Below are 17,217 nucleotides of genomic sequence, written 5' to 3'. Positions count from 1 at the left end.
TACCGACATTCCGTGCCCATTCCGTTACCAGGCCGCGGACAGGTCGGCGTGTTGACGGATCCAGGCGTGCATGGCGATGCCCGCGGCCACACCGGCGTTGATGCTGCGGGTGGATCCGAACTGGGCGATCGAAACAGTCAGGGCCGCTGCGTCTTTCGCGTCATCACTGACGCCGGGGCCCTCCTGGCCGAACAGCAGCAGGCAGTTGCGCGGCAGATCGGCTGTTTCCAGCGGGACCGCGCCGGGCACATTGTCGACGGCAACAACCGTCAGACCCTCGCGCGTGGCGAATTCACGCAGTTCAGCGAGGTCGCTGTGGTGGACGAGGTGCTGATAGCGATCGGTGACCATGGCGCCGCGGCGGTTCCAGCGCCGCCTGCCGACGATGTGTACCGCCGCCGCGGCGAAGGCGTTGGCGGTGCGCACGACGGTGCCGATATTGGCGTCGTGGCCGAAGTTCTCGATGGCCACGTGGAAAGGGAACCGGCGGGCATCGATGTCGGCGACGATCGCCTCGCGGGTCCAGTAGCGGTAGGCGTCGACGACATTGCGGCGGTCGCCTTCGGCCAGCAGGACGGGGTCATAGCGGGCGTCGGCAGGGGCGGGAGTGTCGTATTCCTGCTCCCACGGACCGAGGCCGTGCGGGTGCTCGCCCCACTCGGTCGGGCCCGCGACCTCTGGTTCATTCACCCGGCAATGCTAGGTGGGAGCTCAGTAGGTCGAAGAATCGGCCGTCATTACCAGCAGCAGCACCGAACCGGCCACGACGAGGATCGACACACCGAGGACGCAGCTGCCGACGATGCCCATGACGTAGCCGGCGTTGGCCTGTGAGCGGCCACCGATCTGCCCACCGGAGGCATCGATCTCGGCGACGACCTTGCGCCCCTTCACCCAGGCGAACGGGGCACACAGGCCGCACAGGGCCAGTCCGAGGATGCCGAGGATGAGGACCGTCGTCGACTCGGGGTGCTCCGGCGGGCGCGGGTAATAGCCCTGGGGCGGATAGCTCATGGACCAAGGGTAATCGCGGCGGCCGCAGGGCGCTTACCCTGGAAGAACACCGACTTCGGGTGGTGAGCGAGATGGATCATGAGCGGGTATCGCGGGCGCTGATCGGCGTCGTGGCGGGGTATCTGATCGCGCTCGCGGTGTGGCTGGCGTGGTTGGCTCCTCACGCACCGCCGGGGACCCTGCCGTATCAGGTGATGATCATGGTCGGGTTGTTCGGCTCGGCGTGCGGGATCGCGATGGCGTGGGCTTCGATGCCGACGCGGGCGGATCGGCAGCTGCGCAAGCACGGGCTGGAGGGGTGGGCGCGGATCGATGGGGTGCATCCGTTGAGTCGGACCGATCACGCGAGTGAACTGACCGAGTTCGATGTGGAGCTCACGGTGCCGGGGGCCGAGAGCTACCACGGGACGATCGTGGTGGATGTGATGCCGGTACACAAGGCGAGAATGGTTGTGGGAGAGACAGTTCCGATTCGGGTGGACCCGCAGGACCGCGATCGGATCATCCTGGTGCTGTGAGCGCGGGTGTGTCCGTGGGCGCGGGCTCGACCGACGGTGCGGGCTCGACCGACGGCACGGGCGCGTTCGACGGTGTGGGTGACGGGAGGCCGACGATCGGGCGGCCGCGGCGGAGAGTGCGCTGCCAGCGGAGGGGGTCGAAGACCGCGGGCTCGGTCTCCGCGATGAAGGAGAGGATCAGTTCGACGAAGCGGGTCGGGTCGAAGTGGTGGGGGAAATGGCCCGCGCCGACGAAGATTTCGATGCGACTGCCAGGGAAGGCGCGGTGGGCGCGATCGGCGTGACCCGACGGGATGACGGTGTCGCGGGTGCCGCCGACGACCAGCGTCGGGAGGTGGGCGGCGAGGTAGCCGCGGTCGAGCATGGTGATGGTCTGGCCGCGACGGTCGGCGGCGGCGCGAATGGTGCGCAGAAAGGCATTGCGGGCGCCGGCGTCGGAGAGGTGGCCGTAGAGGCTGAGCACGTATTCGGCGTCGGGGCCGAGGCCGAGTCCACCCGCCGCCGTCACCACCGGGATCGCGGCGCGCACGGCGGTGCGCACCGGCCAACTGGTGATCGCCTTCAGCGCTGGGCCCGCGCCCGCCAGCGTCGCGAGCCGAAAAGCGGGATGCACGCCCGCACCCATCCCCGCCGGGCACACCAGCGCGATCCGCTCCACCTTCTCGGGGAACTGATAGGCGAACTGCATGGCCACCCCGCCGCCGAGGGAGTGCCCGACGACAGTGATCCGCTCGATCCCGAGGATGCTGAGCAGATCGCGCATGCCGTTGGCATAGGCCGCCACGGCGTAGTCGCCACGCGGTTTATCCGAGTCACCGTGGCCGAGCAGGTCGGGCGCGATCACGGTGTAGTGCTCGGCCAGCGCGTCGAAAACCGGCGCCCAGGTCAGGGAGCTGTCGGTGATGCCGTGGATGAGCAGCAGCGGCGGACCGGTTCCGGCCATCCTGAACGCCCGGCGATACCCGTGCACCTCGATGAACTGCGCTTCCCCGCTCATCTAGGAAGCGTGCGCGCGAGGTGTTGCATCGCGACAACACAGAGGTAAGCGCCGTGTGACGGTGCCTGCTGTGCCACCTCCCATGTATCCGCGAAATCAGCGGTGCTGGGGCGGCGGCTCCGTGAGCAGGTATTGCGCGGCGGTGTAGGTGGCCAGAATGGCGCCCTCGGTGATCCGGCGGGTGCGATCGTCGCGGGCGAACAGGCGGCGCAGGACGATCAGTCCGTCCGAAATCGTGAACAGCAGGGCGCCGAGACCGTAGCCGCTGCGTGGGTCCGCGTTCGGAATGTTCAGGCCCGCGATGTTTTTCGCATCCGGGGCGAGAGCTGGATCCGAAGCGAGCGTCGCGGCCGTGCCCAACGTCGCACCGTAGGCGGTGAGCGGGACGACGAGGTTCGGGGCTTTGGCGCGCAGCAGGCCCGCAGCGCCGACCCAGGCCACCACTCGAGGTAGGGCGATCTCAGGGCGCGGGCGGGCGCCCCGTTTCCACCACAGCAGGGAGTAGCCGGTTTGCATGACCGCGAACGACGACGCGCCCGCGATGAGGCGGCGGTCGTCGTCGGGATCGAGGAGCAGCACGTCACCCACGGTGGCCGCGGCCAACGAGCCGAGCAGCAACCGACGCTCGGCCGGATCCAGCTCGACGCCGCTGGTCACCGTGTCGGCGGCGAGCAGCGGCATCAGCAGTGGCTTGGCGACCCATTGCAGGCGGTCGCGGCCGGTGACGGCACCGAACACGGTGACCGCCGCCGCCGCCAGGTAAGCGACGCGCAGCCTTCGCATGTCAGAAGCTCGGTTCCTTCGGGGCGGGCGGCAGGGTGACGACCTGGCCCGCGTAGCTCAGACCCGCGCCGAAGCCGAGCAGCAGCGCGAGCTGACCACCCTTCGCCTTGCCGGTGACCAGCATTTCCTCGATCGCCAGTGGCACCGAGGCGGCGGAGGTGTTGCCGGTGTTCTCGATGTCGTTGGCGATCGGGACACCCTCGGCCAGGCCGAGGTTCTTCTTCATCAGCTCGTTGATCCGGGCGTTGGCCTGGTGCGGGACGAACACCTCGATGTCCTCCTTGGCCACGCCGGAGGACTCGAGCGCCGCCGAGAGCGCGCGCGGCAGGGTGACCGCGGCCCAGCGGAAGACCTTCGGGCCCTCCATGCGCAGCGACATCCGGCCGACGGCCTCGACCGCCGGATCGGTGCCCTGCAGGGCCTGGGCCTTGTTCATGTACGCCAGGAAATCGACATCCTGGGCGATGGCTTCGGCGTTCTCGCCGTCGCTGCCCCAGACCGTCGGGGAGATGCCGTTGTCCTCGGCCGGGCCGACGACCACAGCGCCCGCGCCGTCACCGAAGATCATCGCGGTGCCGCGATCGGTGGGATCGAGGCCGACGGTCATCGTCTCGGCGCCGATCACCAGCACGTAGTCGACCGAACCGGCACGGATCACGTCGGCGGCGACGCCGAGCCCGTAGCAGAAGCCACCACAGCCGGACGTCAAGTCGAAGGCGGCGACGCCGTTGAGCCCGAGGTCGAAGGCCACCGAGGGGGCGCCGTGCGGGGTGAGCTTGAGCCAGCTCGAGGTGCACAGGATGACCGCGCCGATCTTGCTTCGATCGATCGGGGTGTTGTTCAGTGCGCGCTCACCCGCGGCCACGGAGATCGACCGGATCGTCTCGTCGCCACTGATCCAGCGCCGGTTGTGGATACCGGTGCGCTCGAAGATCCAGTCGGGCGTCGAGTCGAGGGTCTCGCACACTTCGGCGTTGGTGACGATGCGCTGCGGACGGTAGGCACCGATCCCGAGCATCGCAACGTTGTCGCGACCTTTGTTTACTGCAATGCTCACCACAGGTGACTCACACGTCCTTCAGACTTTCCGGACAGACCACGTCGTCGTCCGGGTTCGGCGTTGTTCAGGCTATCCCAGGGCAAGATCGTCGAGGCCGAGGATGGATCGATATTCCAACCCCTCCTCAGCGATCACCTGGTCAGCGCCGGTTTCCCGGTCGACGACGGTGGCAACGCCGACCACGATCGCGCCCGCGTCACGCAACGCGCGCACCGCGGTGAGCGGCGAATTGCCGGTGGTGGTGGTGTCCTCGACGACGAGCACACGCTTGCCGACGACGTTGGGACCCTCGATCTGGCGCTGCATGCCGTGCGCCTTGGCGGCCTTGCGGACCACGAAAGCGTCGATCGGACGGCCCGGCGCGTGCATCACGGCCATCGCGACCGGATCGGCGCCCATGGTGAGCCCGCCGACGGCGTCGAAGTCCCAGTCGGCGACGAGCTCGCGCAGCAGGGAGCCGATCAGCGGGGCCGCCTGGTGGTGCAGGGTCGCGCGGCGCAGGTCGACGTAGTAGTCGGCCTCCTTGCCCGAGGACAGCGTCACCTTGCCGTGCACGACCGCGAGCTCGCGCACGAGGGTGGCCAGCTGGTCGCGATCGGCCTTCGTGAGCGCCTGACGTGCTTGGTCGATCATCTAAGTCATGTCCTTCCGCGTGCGTTGAAGAGTCCGCGATTCATCCGGGTCACCAGGGTGCGCGGGACGAAGCCCGCAACCGCGGTGAGCACCTTGTACTGCACGCCGGGCACGCTGATCACCCGGCCGGAGTCCAGATCTTGCAGGCACCCGTCGACGACCTGATCGACGTCGAGCCACAGGCGTTTGGGCAGGGAACCCATCTCGATGCCTGCGCGCTCGTGGAACTCGGTGTGCACGAATCCGGGGCACAGCGCTTGGATGCGAACACCGGTGCCCACCAATCCACCCGCCAAACCCTCCGTGAAGGATACGACGTAGGCCTTGGAGGCCGAATAGGTCGACCCCCGTCCGGGGATCAGCCCGGCCACACTCGCCACATTCACGATCGAACCCGCGCCCGCCGCGACCATCGGCGGCAGGGCCGCCCTGGTGAGTTGCAGGACCGAGGTGACGTTGACGTCGAGCTGGGCTTGCAGCTCAGCGGGCTCGAGCGTCCAGAACTCACCCGAATGCGCGAAACCCGCGTTGTTGACGAGGAATTCGATGCCGCTCGCGGCGCGGGCGGCGACGCGGGCGCGGTCGTCGTCATCGGCCAGGTCGGCGACGAGGACCTCGGACGAGGTGGCGAAACGGCGGGCCAGCTCGTCGGCGAGTTCCCGTAGTCGTTGTTCGTTTCTGGCGACGAGAACCAGGTCGTAGCCGAGGGCCGCGAGGCGGTGGGCGAAGCCCTGCCCGATGCCGGACGTCGGTCCGGTGATCATCGCGACGGGGCGGTGTACGCCGGGCAGGCGCAGAGGACTATCGGTCATCGCAGATCGATTCCGGTCGAGGAGGGTGCCGCGACGACTACCGCGGCAGGCGGATCACTTCGGTACGGGGCCCTGGTACGGGCGGAAACCCGGGTGGAACGGCCCGCCCGGCCGACCCGGTTCAGCGTCGTCGAGTGGTGGCTCGGTGCGGGGACGCGGCTCGGGGACCACGGCCAGCGACGGGCGCTTGGGCGGTTCGCCGAGCGGACGGCGTCCAGGTGCGGGCTGGTCTTCGAATTCGGGGTCGTCGAGATCGGGGTCGTAATCGGCGGGCAGCGCGGGGGCACGTCCGCCGATCGGGGCGCGATCGTCGCGGGGTCGGCCGCCGGCGTAGGAGTCGTCGTCCGGACGGGCGGCAGCGCCGCGCGCGGGCTGGCGCTCGGCGTCGTCGATGCCGGCCGCGGCGCCACGACTGTCATAGGGCTTGTCGGTCTCGGGCAGGCGTGCCGCCGCGCCTCGGGTGGCGTAGGGCTCGTCGTCGGCCTCGAGTTCGTCGGGGCCGGGGAAGCGGGCGCGGCCACGCTCTTCGGCGTCGGCGAATTCGTCACGATCCGAAGCGAATTCGCGCTCGTCGTCGTCTTCGTCGTACTCGGGCCGGAAGCCCGGCGCCAGATTCGCGCTGGAGCGCGGACGGTTGAATTCGTTGGGCTCGGCCACCGGCGGCAGCACGTGCAGCAGGCCGGACAGACGAAGCACCACGTCGATCGCGGTCTCCCAGTCCTTGGATCCGCTGCCGACGGGCAGCATGCCGAGGGTCCAGTTGCCCTCACTCCACAGCATCTGCACGGTGTCGGACAGCGACTCGATGAAGCCCACCATCCGCTGATCTACCGCGTGGCGCGCGATCTCCGGATCGGTGGCGAACACGACCCGGTCGCCGATGGCGCCGAGCAGTTCCAGATCGTGGTCCTTCGGCGGCGCGGCGGTCTTGAGCCGCATGTCGACGTCGATCTCGGAGCCGATCTGGCGGCGCACGGCCACCAGGGTCGCCGCGTCCTCCAGGTCGAAGAGCACGAACTTCTCGCCCTTGCGAATACCGGAGACCACATCGACCGCCGAGAGGTAGCCGAGCTTGGCCAGCGCGCCACGACGCCACGTCGAGGCGAGGGCGGGCTCCACCGACACGTAGGTGTAGCCCTGGGACTTCGCCCACACCTGTCTCGCGTGTCCGGTGCGCTGCCGCTGGACCCGATCGAAATACAGCAGAACTACCGCACCCACGAGTGCGATCGCTGCTAACCCGAACCACATAGCCGTCATCGTCGCCTAGCCTATCCAGCCGTCGCCGTGATTGCCCGGTAGCACCGGGGATTCGACGCGCGGGTCGCTCATCGGGGGCCGCCCGGCAACGCCGTACTGATGATGATCTTGGCGTGGATCGACCCATCTGGGTTCTTGTCGCCCTGCACCATAACCATGTCGCCGACGGGAAGTTCGCTCGCCTTCGTACTGGTCAGCGAGATCACCTGGGTGGCATCGTCGATCAGCACCCGGACGTCGGATCCGCCGAGGGTGCTCATGGTGATCTCGGTGCCGGTATTGGCGGTGATGCTGCCCATGGTGGCGCCGAGATCTTCGCCGCCGCCGAGGCCGGGTAAACCGGGGAGTCCGCTCGTGCTCGGCGGCGCGCCCGGCGTGGTCTGTTTCAACGTCGGCGGGGCGAACGGTTGCGTGGACGTCGGTGCCGAAGCGGTGTTGTCGTTCGAGCCGTTGCCGCTCAGCACGAGCCCGGCCAGCACCCCACCGACCGCGATCAACGCCAGCACGCCCAAGCCGAGGGCGATCCACAAACCGGTGTGGCGTTTGGGCGGTTCTTCCTGGTCACCATCCTGCGGACGCGGTGGATAACCCGGTGGCGGCCCGGCGGGATAGCCCTGGTCGTACCCGGGCGGCGGCGCCTGGTAGCCCTGGTCGTAGCCGGGCGGCGCCTGCTGCGGCGGGGGTTGAGCCGCGGGGTAACCACTTTCGTAGGGACCCCATTGCGCGTCGTGCGGCGGCAACGCCTGCGTCGGGTTCGACGGTTGCCCCCACTCGTCGAACGAGTTGCCCTTGTACGGCGTGGTCGAGTCGGAGCCCGGCGAACCCAGCCGTTCGGTCGGCGAATCCTCCGGGCGTTGCCCCCACGGATCGTTCGGGTTCGTCATGGGCTCCAGGGTAGGACAGCCCGGCGCGTTTGGGAGGTCCCTACGCACCGGGCTGTGGACAAATCACGAGCTGTGGACAACTTCGCGTTCGACGACGAGCTTGTCGGTGGCGTCGTCCACACTCACTTTGACGGTGTCACCGTCGGCGACCGAACCGGAGAGGAGTTCCTTGGCCAGGCTGTCGCCGATGGCCTGTTGGATCAGCCTGCGCAGCGGTCGCGCGCCGTAGGCCGGGTCGTAGCCGCGCACTGCGAGCCACTGCTTGGCCTCCTCGGTGACATCGAGAGTCAACCTGCGCTGCGAGAGCCGTTTCTGCAGCTGACGCAGGTTGATGTCGACGATCGATTCCAGCTGCTTCGCGTCGAGCGCGTGGAACATCACCACATCGTCGAGCCGGTTGATGAACTCCGGCTTGAACGCGCGGCGTACCGCCTCCATCACCTGATCGCGGTCGCCGCCGGCGCCGAGATTGGAGGTGAGGATGAGGATCGTGTTGCGGAAGTCGACCGTGCGACCCTGGCTGTCGGTGAGCCTGCCTTCGTCGAGAACTTGCAGCAAAATGTCGAAGACGTCCGGGTGCGCCTTCTCGATCTCGTCGAACAGCACCACCGAGTACGGCCGCCTACGCACCGCTTCGGTGAGCTGGCCGCCCTGGTCGTAGCCGACGTATCCGGGCGGCGCGCCGACGAGGCGGGCCACCGAGTGCTTCTCGCTGTACTCGCTCATGTCGATACGCACCATGGCGCGCTCGTCGGCGAACAGGAAGTCCGCCAGCGATTTCGCCAGCTCGGTCTTGCCGACGCCGGTCGGTCCGACGAACAGGAACGAGCCCGTCGGCCGGTTCGGATCGGCGACACCGGCACGCGCCCTGCGCACCGCGTCGGAGACCGCCTGCACCGCCTCTTCCTGCCCGACGACGCGCCCCGCTACCTCGGTTTCCATCCGCAGCAGCTTGGCGGTCTCGCCTTCGAGCATCCGGCCGACCGGCACCCCGGTCCACGCCGAGACGACATCGGCGATGTCGTCGGGAGTCACCTCCTCGTTGAGCATCACCTCACCGTCGGACGCTCCGGCACTGGCCTTTTCGGCGTCGGCGAGCTCCTTCTCCAGGTCGGGAATGCGCTTGTACCGCAGCTCGGCGACCTTGCCGAGATCACCGTCGCGCTCTGCCCGCTCCGACTCCCCACGCAGCGCCTCCAGCTGCTCCTTGAGCCCACGCGCCGAATCGAGGGCGTTCTTCTCGTTCTGCCAGCGGGTGGTGAGCTGGCTGAGCTTCTCGCGGTCGTCGGCCAATTCCTGACGCAGCTTCTCCAGCCGCTGCTTCGACGCGGCGTCGGTCTCCTTCTCGAGCGCCACCTCTTCGATCTCGAGGCGCCGCACCGCCCGCTCGATCTCGTCGATCTCGACGGGACGCGAGTCGATTTCCATCCGCAGGCGCGACGCCGATTCGTCGATCAGGTCGATCGCCTTGTCGGGCAGGAATCGCGAGGTGATGTAGCGGTCCGACAGCGTCGCGGCCGCCACCAGCGCCGAATCGGTGATCCGAACGCCGTGGTGCACCTCGTAGCGTTCCTTGATGCCGCGCAGGATGCCGATCGTGTCGGCCACCGACGGCTCGCCGACCAGCACCTGCTGGAATCGCCGTTCGAGCGCCGCGTCCTTCTCGATGTACTTGCGGTACTCGTCGAGGGTGGTCGCGCCGACCAGGCGCAGCTCGCCGCGGGCCAGCAGAGGCTTGATCATGTTGCCCGCGTCCATCGCCGAGTCGCCGGTCCCGCCCGCGCCGACGATGGTGTGCAGCTCGTCGATGAAGGTGATGATCTCGCCCGCGCTGTTCTTGATGTCGTCGAGCACGGCCTTGAGCCGCTCCTCGAATTCACCGCGATACTTCGCGCCCGCCACCATCGCACCGAGGTCGAGGGAGACAACTTTCTTGTTGCGCAACGACTCCGGCACATCGCCTTCGATGATGCGTCGCGCCAGACCTTCGACGATGGCGGTCTTACCGACGCCGGGTTCACCGATGAGCACGGGGTTGTTCTTGGTGCGCCTGCTCAGCACCTGCACCACGCGCCGAATCTCGGTGTCGCGCCCGATCACCGGGTCGAGTTTGCCCGCGCGGGCCAGGTCGGTGAGATCTGTGGAGTACTTCTCCAGTGCCTGGTAGCTGGCTTCCGGATCGGCGCTGGTGACCCGGCCGCTGCCGCCGCGGACAGCGGTGAACGCGTCGCGCAGGGCCTCCGGGGTGGCGCCGTGCTTGCGCAACAGCTGAGCGACATCAGAAGCGCCTTCAGCCAACCCGACCAGCAGGTTCTCGGTGGAGACGAACTCGTCGCCGAGCTCGGTGGCGAGCTGCTGGGCGGCGGTCATCGCGGCCAGTACCTCACGGCCAAGCTGTGGTTTGGTGGTGGCGCCGGTGGCAGACGGCAGACGGTCGACGAGGGCACCTGCCTCACGTTCGACTGTCGCCGGATCGACTCCGATGGCCTTGAGCAACGGTGCGGCGATGCCGTCGGTTTGATCCAGCAACGCCACCAGCAAGTGTGCCGGACGGATCTCCGGATTGCCCGCCGCCGCGGCGGCCTGAAGGGCGGCGGTGAAGGCCGCCTGCGTCTTGGTGGTGGGATTGAACGAGTCCACGAATCTCCCTTGTGTGTGTCCGATATCGACTAGTTCAACGCTCACAAAGTTGAGTCTGTTCCGCTCAACTCTAAAAACTTTCAGTGGACTTCGGGTCCGCGCTTCACGCTACGCTGCGACACCACCGAAGACGACCAATCACTGCATGTCGGACGGCTATCCGCCTAGGATTGCGATGCCCGGCTCACCCCCGATGCGAGGAGTTCACCCCCATGCGCGCGATCGTGGTTCAGAAGTTCGGCGCCACACCCGAGCTCGCCGATGTACCGGTCCCCGCCGCGGGGCCCGGTGAGGTTCAAGTGGCGCTCGACGCGGCCGGGGTCAACCCGTTCGACCTGAAGATGGCCGACGGCATCCTGGAGGGCAAGATGCCCACCGACTTCCCGATGATCCTCGGCGTCGACGGCGCGGGCACCGTCTCGGCGATCGGCGCCGGCGTCACCAAGTTCGAGGTCGGCGACAAAGTGGTCGGCAAATTCCTGACCGCGCCTGCGGGACACGGCAGCTGGGCGCAGTACGCCACGGTCCCCGAGGACGCGACCCTTGTCCCGATTCCCGACGGCGTCACCACGGTGGCAGCGGCGGCGCTGCCGGTCGCCGGCGTGACAGCCCAGGACCTGGTCGACGCCGCGCATATCCAACCCGGCCAATCGGTGCTGATCGTCGGCGCGACGGGCGGTGTCGGGTCGTTTCTCGTTCAGCTGGCCAATATCGCGGGCGCCCATGTCATCGCGACCGCCCGAGGCGATGCCGCCGACCAGGTCGCGCGCCTCGGCGCCGCCGAAACCGTCGACTACACCCAGGCCCGCCCCGCCGACCCGAATTTCGTCGACCCGGACCCGGCCTCCCGCCAGGACTCGAACGTCACTGACGCCGTCCGCTTCACCCACCCCGACGGCATCGACGTCCTGTTCGACTTGATCAGCTCAGCAGGCGATTTCGCCTCCCACGCCACCCTCGTCCGCCGCGGCGGACACGCCTACTCGACGACCTGGGCGGCCGACGAAGCCGGCCTGCGCGACCGCGAGATCACCGGAGGGAACTTCGAATCCAAAGGCCGCTCACCGGAATTGAGCCGACTGCTGTCCCGGGTCGCCGCTGGTGATGTGGTCGTTCCGGTGCAGATAACGGTGCCGCTGGAGGCTGCTCCCGCCGTGCTCGGCCAGGGCAGCGCACGCGGAAAGACCGTCCTCGCCATCTGATTCGCGGCGCATCGCAGCTTGGGGCTGCCCCTCCGCGATGCCGGACGAGCGCTCACCGTCAGTTGGGGCGGTAGGTGCCGGTGCGGGCCTTGGTGGCTGTGGTGGTGAGGATGGTGGCGAGGGTGGTTTTGATTCGGGTGGGGGTGGTGGGTTTGGCTATGAAGGTGGTTTCGCCGTAGAAGACGTAGCGGCCGTCGCCGGGGATGTCGTGGAGTTGGAAGTCGTCTCGGCCCTCGGTGTGGCGGTTGTCGACGCTGCCGTGGGCGTAGACGCCGATGTGAGTGAGGGTGGTGGTGGGTTTCGCCAGGAAGGATTCGAGTTGTTCTCGGGGGGTGGGGTTCCAGCGGTCGCGGATGTCGGGGCGGGGGGCCGCGAGTTCTGCTGCGGTGACTCGGATTTCGCGGCCTTTGCCGGGGGCGACCTTGGGGAGGGTGGAGAGGACGGCGGCGGCCAAGGCATCCGGGTCGAACAGGTGGAGGGTGATGTCGCCGGGGTTGGTCTCGTCGCCGGGGGCTTGGACGGCGAGGGAGGCGTAGGTGTCGCGGGCGCCGCCGTGGGCTCGGATCGTTTTGACGCCCTTGGACGCGCCCGCGACTTCGACGCGGGCGTGCGGGGCGAGCAGGGCGGCCATGGCGCGGTCGAGATCGCTGTCGAATTCGGCCATCAGGTTCTCGGCGGCCTTGCTGCGCAGGCGCAGGACCTCGGCCTGGGTTTCGACGTCGGTGTGGCGGTGATGCAGGGGGTACGGGAGGACATCGCGGCCCGCGGCTTCCCACAGGGTGCGGAAATCTAACGCGGTAAAAAGCCAGGTACGCACGGGAGATCTACTCTGTTCCATCAGGATTGGCGACTAGTCGGCGCCGATGACGGGCGGGACCATCTTGGGCAGGGTGTCCAGACCGGTGAGTTCGTCACCGTGTTCCTGAGTGATGAGGTAGTCGGGGATGCCCTTGGTCGATTCGTCGTCCTTACCGCCGCCCTTGCCCGCGCCGGGGCTCATCATGCCGGGCGTGCCGGAACGGCTCGCTGTGCCGGTGCCGCGGCCTGCGGTGGTGCCGGCAGCCGTCGGATTTCCTGGTACCGCACCGCCGGGAGAGCCTGCGCCCGGTGTGCCCGCGCCCGGGGACCCGCCGCCGGGAGAGCCTGCGCCACTGGGTGATCCGGAAGGTGAGCCCGAGCCGGGGATAGTTGAGCTCGGGGTGGTCGAGGCGGGGGTCGTTGAACCTTGCTCCGTCGACTGAGGAGTGGTCGATTCGGGGGTGGTCGAATCGCTTGTCGAGTCGTCGGTGTCCTCGGTGTCGTCCGGGTCAGTGGCGGGAGTGGTCGACGCCGGTGTGGTGGTCGGAGTCGTCGTGGGCTGAGTGGTGGACTGGGTTGTCGAGCCCTGGGTAGTGGATTGTGTTGTGCTGCCCGTTATCTCAGGTTCGCCGCCGCCGTTTTCGATGGTCTTCGGGACGGGGATCACCGGGACCTTGGTGTCGGACTCGTAGACCACTGGGGCGTAGACGGTTTGGAGAATACGTACGGCTTCGATGCGCGCGTTCTCCTGCGCGACATCGTCATCGCGCCACCCCCGGCCGGTGAGCAGGGCGCCGACGTTGTCGAGGCCGCTGCGGTGCTCGGGCTCGTGTGGGACGAGACGTTTCGTAGGCTCCAGGCCGGTGCGGAGTTCGTCCAGTTTTGTGGCGGTGAGCGCGGCCGCGGTCGTGACCTTTTTGCCCGTGGCGTCATAAGCCGCGACGGTTTGCGCGGCTGCGTTCGCCGCGGAACCCGTCCAGACGTCCGGGGCCATGCCGCGGGCTATCTGCTTGCGGAACTCGTCGAGGGAAGTGCTGTTGCGAGCGGATATTTCGTTCCACGCGCCGATCAGACTGTTGACGGCGTCGAGGTCGATCTTGTCGACCTTGGCACGCAGTTCCGCGACAGTTCCCGGGAAACCATCGTTCCTCGCCACGGTGGCGGGGCGGTACTCACCGTCGAAGCCGAGGTCGCCCGCCTTCTTTCGGTTGCTGTCTCGCTGAGTGTTGTACTTGTTCTGGATATCCGCGATTTCGGAGCTGTCGAGTTCGCCGTCGTCGCCGGAGAACGGGGACATGACGAAGTCGCGGAGGTTGCCGAACAGGTCGATGCCGCTGATGCTCTGCATGCCGGTCATGTCAGCTCACCTGCTCGGTGATGTAGTCGAGGGCGTTGGCGTTCTCGATGTCTTTGCCCGCGATGCGTTTGAAGGAGATCGCGAAGACTTCGCGGAGCTCTTTCACGGCTTCGATGTCTTTCAGGATGACGTTATCGATCGAGTTCTCGTCGCCGGTCGCCTGCAAGAGGAATTTCTTCTCGAGGTCCTTGCCGATCTGGAAATCACCGAACCCGCTGACCGCCTGCGCTCGGCGGGTGGCGCCGCGGAGCGAATCGAGGTCCGCGATCCGCTTATCGCAGGCCTTGTACATGTGGTAGGCCGCATCCTCGCTGTTCAGATAGACCTCACCCGAGCGGACCTGCCCCAGCAGTTGCGTATACGGCGACGTTCCAGTCATTTTGTGCCTCCCCGGTCACTTCGGAAATGTCGGCGCGAGCGTCTCCCCAACCCGCGCCAGAGATACGCAAGGGTCAGTCAACCCGTCGAGGCTCGCGCGGTTCAGAACCTGTAGTTGGACCACGCCCTGACCCGCAGGGAACACCACGTCGCAATCGAGCTGCTTCGATGCGCCCTCAACCCGGAACTCCCGTCCGGGCCGCCCCGCGATCGTGACGTCACGAAAGTCGACGTTGCCTGGCTTCGTTTCGAACTCATCTGCGGTCTTAGCGGTCGAATAGACGGTGATGGCGAAGGTGCGCCCTTCCCATCCACAGATCTCCCACCCCGACTGCGGAACCCCCGCGACACCCTTCTCCTCCGTAGCCGGATCCACCCCCGCCGCCGTCAACGCAGCATCGGAAATCTCCGTGCACGGATTCCACAACACCGGCTTGGCCGTGGTCGTCGCCCCCTTCGACGTCGACTCCCCCGAGTCACACCCCACCAACCCGACAACCGCCAACCCGGCGATCACCAACGCCGTACCTGCGCGTTTCATCCCCACCCCTTCTGGCCGAGCACTGCCTTGACCAGGGACATTAGCACGGTCAACCGACCAGAGTCGGGGCCGCGTAGGTTGTCTGAGCATGAGCGAACTTCGACTTTCGGCGCCCTTCGACGGGCGTGATCCCGAGGGCAAACCGGTGGTGAACCGGTCGGCGGTGGACTCCGACATCCAAGATCGGGTGCTGTCCTATCTCGAGCACGCGCCGGTGATTCTGAGCGCCCGCAGCCACGACGCCGACGAGTTCGACCCCACCCAGCGCGACGTGCCGTTGAACTTCCACACCGACGGCGCGTTCGTCTGGCCGGGCGCTGTCCCCTACTACCTGCGCAAGTACGGGCTGCCGCCGGAGGCCGCGTTGGTCCAGCACATCGTGGGCAAGGGGTTCGACATAGGGGAGGTCGACGAAGAGGCGCGACAGGCGGCCATGCAGAAGGTCACCGGCTGACCCGGACTCAGCGCAAGCTGTGAGACAAGGCTTGCACGCCCGGGCCGTGCAGGTTCACCACGGCGACGGATCTGCCGGTCATCGCCAGCAGGAGGTCGAGGATGGGGCCGTGTACCGGAGTGCCCGCGCCCGTTGACCATTCGATGTCGTCGGCGGCGAGGTGCAGGCCGCGCAGGTGACGTTTCGCCCAGAAGGGCCAGCCCATCGTCCACACCCGTTGCGCGGCAACGGCGGCCGCGCGTGGGGTCACCTCGATGGTGCGGCCGAGTGGGCGGGCGATGTCCTGGGCGTGGACGATCACGTCGAAGAAGATGTTGCGGTAGTTGGTCACGGCGGGCAATCGGCGCGATGCCGCGTGCGCGCGGATCTCGCCGGCCAGATCGGGGCGATCCGAATAGCGGACCGCGGCATCGTGATTCATTCGATGGAAGCGGCCGCCCGCGCGGATTCCCATCCGGATCATCGCGGCCGGGCCGGGCGGCTGCGGCGCCATCGCCAGATGCGCGGCCACATCGCGCACCCGCCAGCCCGCGCACAGTGACGGCGAATCCCATTCGGGCGGGGTGAGGTCGTCGAGTAGGTCGGCGACGGCGCGGCGCTGCTGTTCGATGACCTGCCACTGCTGCTCGCGATCCATCGTCGACCTCCGAATAATAGTCAGTGTATCTGACCAATATAGTCAGATACACTGACTGAAACAAGGAGGAAAGCGTGGACGAGCTGAACCTGGGCGTACTCCTGTTCGTCCCGTACCGCGAGATGGAGCGCCGGGTCTTCGCGGCGCTCACCGCGGGCGGTCACGCCGAACTCACCCCGGCCAAGGCCCGCCTGGTCGCGCGGATCGGTACCGACGGTTCCCGCCTCACCGACCTCGCCGCTCAGGCCCAAGTCACCAAACAGACCGCGAGCACCCTCGCCGACCAGCTGGTCCGCGCCGGCTACCTCGAGCGGGTCCCCGATCCCACCGACGGCCGCGCCCGCCTTTTTCGCCTCACCCCCACCGGCCGGTCCGCCGCCGACCTCGCCAACCGCACCGCCGATGAGGTTCAGAGCGAATGGATCTCCCATCTGGGCAAACGAGCCGCTGCGGACCTCCGGAAGACGCTCACCGCTCTCCGCGAAGTCACCGACCCTTACGCGTAGACGCGCTACCAGCTTCGATGCACAGTCGCCTTGGACCCGGTTACCAAGCTGCTCGCCGGAACGTCATCGGCGACGACCGCGCCCGCGGCGATCACCGCGTCGCGGCCGATGCTGACGCCGGGCAGGATCATCGCGCCCGCGCCGATCCACACGTTGTCCGCCACGTCGATCGGCGCGCCGGTGAGGAATCGCCGCCGTTCCTCCGGATCGACGGGATGGCCCATGGTGATGAAGGTGGCCTTCGGGCCGACCATCACGCCCCGACCCAACCGGATTCCGGCGTAGTCGAGAAATGTGCAGCCCTGATTGATGAACACGCGCTCGGCCAGGTCCAGGTTCAGGCCGTGATCGGTATAGAAGGGCGGATAGATCGTGAGACCCGCGGGCAGCGGACGGCCGAGGATCTCCTCGAGCAGCGCCGCCTTCCCCGGCTCGTCGTCGAAGGGCACTGCATTGAGCCGGGACGTCAACGCGGTGACCTGCAGAACCCGCTCGTGCATCGCCGTGAACTCGGCCCCGAGAACCCGTTCACCCCTGGACAGAAGTTCGGGATCGTGAATCTCCATGAAGCTGTCGCTCGCCATCCCCCGATTCTCACGCACCCCGCGCGCACCACCCGCAAGATCACCGACGCGTATCGATGATGGGGAGATCGTGCTGATCGGAGACGTGGGGTTTACGATCCGTGCGGCTGGGAACGGGCGTGACGAGCATCCCTGCACCGAGACGACGGTTTCGGGGGA

The 17,217-nt window shown here is 67.6% G+C and carries 20 protein-coding genes; 4 read left to right on the top strand and 16 right to left on the bottom strand.

Annotated features, from left to right (window positions below; all coding sequences use genetic code 11):
• Positions 1–24: 24 nt before the first annotated feature.
• Both NS1_RS35615 and NS1_RS35610 read right to left on the bottom strand, forming a co-directional pair.
• On the bottom strand, positions 25–690 hold the full coding sequence (locus NS1_RS35615) for a TrmH family RNA methyltransferase (RefSeq protein ID WP_062991718.1): 666 nt from the start codon (positions 688–690) through the stop codon (positions 25–27).
• A 21-nt stretch (positions 691–711) separates the two neighbouring features.
• Positions 712–1,014, bottom strand: a complete 303-nt coding sequence (locus NS1_RS35610; protein ID WP_062991716.1) for a hypothetical protein — start codon at positions 1,012–1,014, stop codon at positions 712–714.
• A gap of 71 nt (positions 1,015–1,085) precedes the next feature.
• Here NS1_RS35610 and NS1_RS35605 point away from each other — a divergent pair, with 71 nt between their 5' ends.
• Positions 1,086–1,532, top strand: coding sequence for a hypothetical protein (locus tag NS1_RS35605; protein WP_062991714.1), 447 nt, complete (start codon positions 1,086–1,088; stop codon positions 1,530–1,532).
• On the opposite strand, the gene NS1_RS35600 is transcribed toward NS1_RS35605, so the two are convergent.
• The 8 genes from NS1_RS35600 to clpB all read right to left on the bottom strand — a co-directional run bounded on the left by NS1_RS35600 (position 1,516) and on the right by clpB (position 10,601).
• Positions 1,516–2,529, bottom strand: a complete 1,014-nt coding sequence (locus NS1_RS35600) for an alpha/beta fold hydrolase (RefSeq protein WP_062991712.1) — start codon at positions 2,527–2,529, stop codon at positions 1,516–1,518. The two genes, NS1_RS35605 and NS1_RS35600, sit on opposite strands and share 17 nt — an antisense overlap.
• Positions 2,530–2,625: 96 nt before the next feature.
• Positions 2,626–3,312 carry a lysoplasmalogenase family protein gene (locus NS1_RS35595; RefSeq protein WP_062991710.1) on the bottom strand — a complete coding sequence of 229 codons (687 nt, stop codon included), beginning with the start codon at positions 3,310–3,312 and terminating at the stop codon, positions 2,626–2,628.
• A 1-nt stretch (position 3,313) separates the two neighbouring features.
• The gene (locus tag NS1_RS35590; protein ID WP_062991708.1) at positions 3,314–4,372 is read right to left on the bottom strand and encodes a beta-ketoacyl-ACP synthase 3; all 1,059 of its coding nucleotides are present in this window, start codon (positions 4,370–4,372) and stop codon (positions 3,314–3,316) included.
• A 69-nt stretch (positions 4,373–4,441) separates the two neighbouring features.
• Positions 4,442–5,005: an orotate phosphoribosyltransferase gene (pyrE, locus tag NS1_RS35585; protein ID WP_056823404.1), complete on the bottom strand. Its 564-nt coding sequence runs from the start codon at positions 5,003–5,005 to the stop codon at positions 4,442–4,444.
• A gap of 5 nt (positions 5,006–5,010) precedes the next feature.
• Positions 5,011–5,817 (bottom strand): SDR family NAD(P)-dependent oxidoreductase, encoded by an 807-nt coding sequence (locus NS1_RS35580; protein ID WP_062991707.1) that lies wholly within the window; start codon positions 5,815–5,817, stop codon positions 5,011–5,013.
• Between the two features lie 54 nt (positions 5,818–5,871).
• Positions 5,872–7,077, bottom strand: coding sequence for a TtfA family protein (locus NS1_RS40585; protein WP_174562711.1), 1,206 nt, complete (start codon positions 7,075–7,077; stop codon positions 5,872–5,874).
• A 68-nt stretch (positions 7,078–7,145) separates the two neighbouring features.
• Positions 7,146–7,961 (bottom strand): DUF5666 domain-containing protein, encoded by an 816-nt coding sequence (locus NS1_RS35570; protein ID WP_056823416.1) that lies wholly within the window; start codon positions 7,959–7,961, stop codon positions 7,146–7,148.
• A gap of 63 nt (positions 7,962–8,024) precedes the next feature.
• Complete coding sequence (gene clpB, locus NS1_RS35565) at positions 8,025–10,601, bottom strand: ATP-dependent chaperone ClpB (protein ID WP_062991703.1); 2,577 nt, start codon at positions 10,599–10,601, stop codon at positions 8,025–8,027.
• Between the two features lie 212 nt (positions 10,602–10,813).
• Between clpB and NS1_RS35560 the strand changes: the two genes are divergently transcribed.
• A complete protein-coding gene (locus NS1_RS35560) occupies positions 10,814–11,803 on the top strand; it encodes an NADP-dependent oxidoreductase (RefSeq protein ID WP_062991701.1) in 990 nt (329 codons plus the stop codon).
• A gap of 58 nt (positions 11,804–11,861) precedes the next feature.
• On the opposite strand, the gene NS1_RS35555 is transcribed toward NS1_RS35560, so the two are convergent.
• Genes NS1_RS35555 through NS1_RS35540 form a run of 4 tightly spaced genes read right to left on the bottom strand, consistent with a single transcriptional unit; the run spans position 11,862 to position 14,877 of the window.
• Positions 11,862–12,620 carry an ESX secretion-associated protein EspG gene (locus NS1_RS35555; RefSeq protein ID WP_062991699.1) on the bottom strand — a complete coding sequence of 253 codons (759 nt, stop codon included), beginning with the start codon at positions 12,618–12,620 and terminating at the stop codon, positions 11,862–11,864.
• 33 nt (positions 12,621–12,653) lie between these two features.
• Positions 12,654–13,958 (bottom strand): hypothetical protein, encoded by a 1,305-nt coding sequence (locus NS1_RS35550; RefSeq protein WP_062991697.1) that lies wholly within the window; start codon positions 13,956–13,958, stop codon positions 12,654–12,656.
• A 1-nt stretch (position 13,959) separates the two neighbouring features.
• Entirely contained in the window at positions 13,960–14,337 is a 378-nt protein-coding gene (locus NS1_RS35545) for a hypothetical protein (protein ID WP_062991695.1), read from the bottom strand.
• 15 nt (positions 14,338–14,352) lie between these two features.
• A complete protein-coding gene (locus tag NS1_RS35540; protein ID WP_062991693.1) occupies positions 14,353–14,877 on the bottom strand; it encodes a DUF3558 domain-containing protein in 525 nt (174 codons plus the stop codon).
• An 88-nt stretch (positions 14,878–14,965) separates the two neighbouring features.
• Here NS1_RS35540 and NS1_RS35535 point away from each other — a divergent pair, with 88 nt between their 5' ends.
• Entirely contained in the window at positions 14,966–15,331 is a 366-nt protein-coding gene (locus NS1_RS35535; protein WP_062991691.1) for a hypothetical protein, read from the top strand.
• Between the two features lie 7 nt (positions 15,332–15,338).
• Here the strand turns inward: NS1_RS35535 and NS1_RS35530 are convergent, their stop codons facing one another.
• Positions 15,339–15,968 (bottom strand): maleylpyruvate isomerase family mycothiol-dependent enzyme, encoded by a 630-nt coding sequence (locus tag NS1_RS35530; protein WP_062991689.1) that lies wholly within the window; start codon positions 15,966–15,968, stop codon positions 15,339–15,341.
• 74 nt (positions 15,969–16,042) lie between these two features.
• Between NS1_RS35530 and NS1_RS35525 the strand changes: the two genes are divergently transcribed.
• Positions 16,043–16,474 (top strand): MarR family winged helix-turn-helix transcriptional regulator, encoded by a 432-nt coding sequence (locus NS1_RS35525; RefSeq protein ID WP_373864387.1) that lies wholly within the window; start codon positions 16,043–16,045, stop codon positions 16,472–16,474.
• Between the two features lie 5 nt (positions 16,475–16,479).
• Here NS1_RS35525 and NS1_RS35520 read toward each other — a convergent pair whose 3' ends face one another.
• Positions 16,480–17,058, bottom strand: coding sequence for a DapH/DapD/GlmU-related protein (locus tag NS1_RS35520; protein ID WP_084504761.1), 579 nt, complete (start codon positions 17,056–17,058; stop codon positions 16,480–16,482).
• Positions 17,059–17,217: the final 159 nt, after the last annotated feature.

It is taken from the genome of Nocardia salmonicida NBRC 13393, from assembly GCF_001613085.1.
GTDB lineage: Bacteria > Actinomycetota > Actinomycetes > Mycobacteriales > Mycobacteriaceae > Nocardia > Nocardia salmonicida.
The sequence above is the reverse complement of the archived record's forward strand: the minus strand, read 5'-3'. Positions and strand labels throughout refer to the sequence as shown.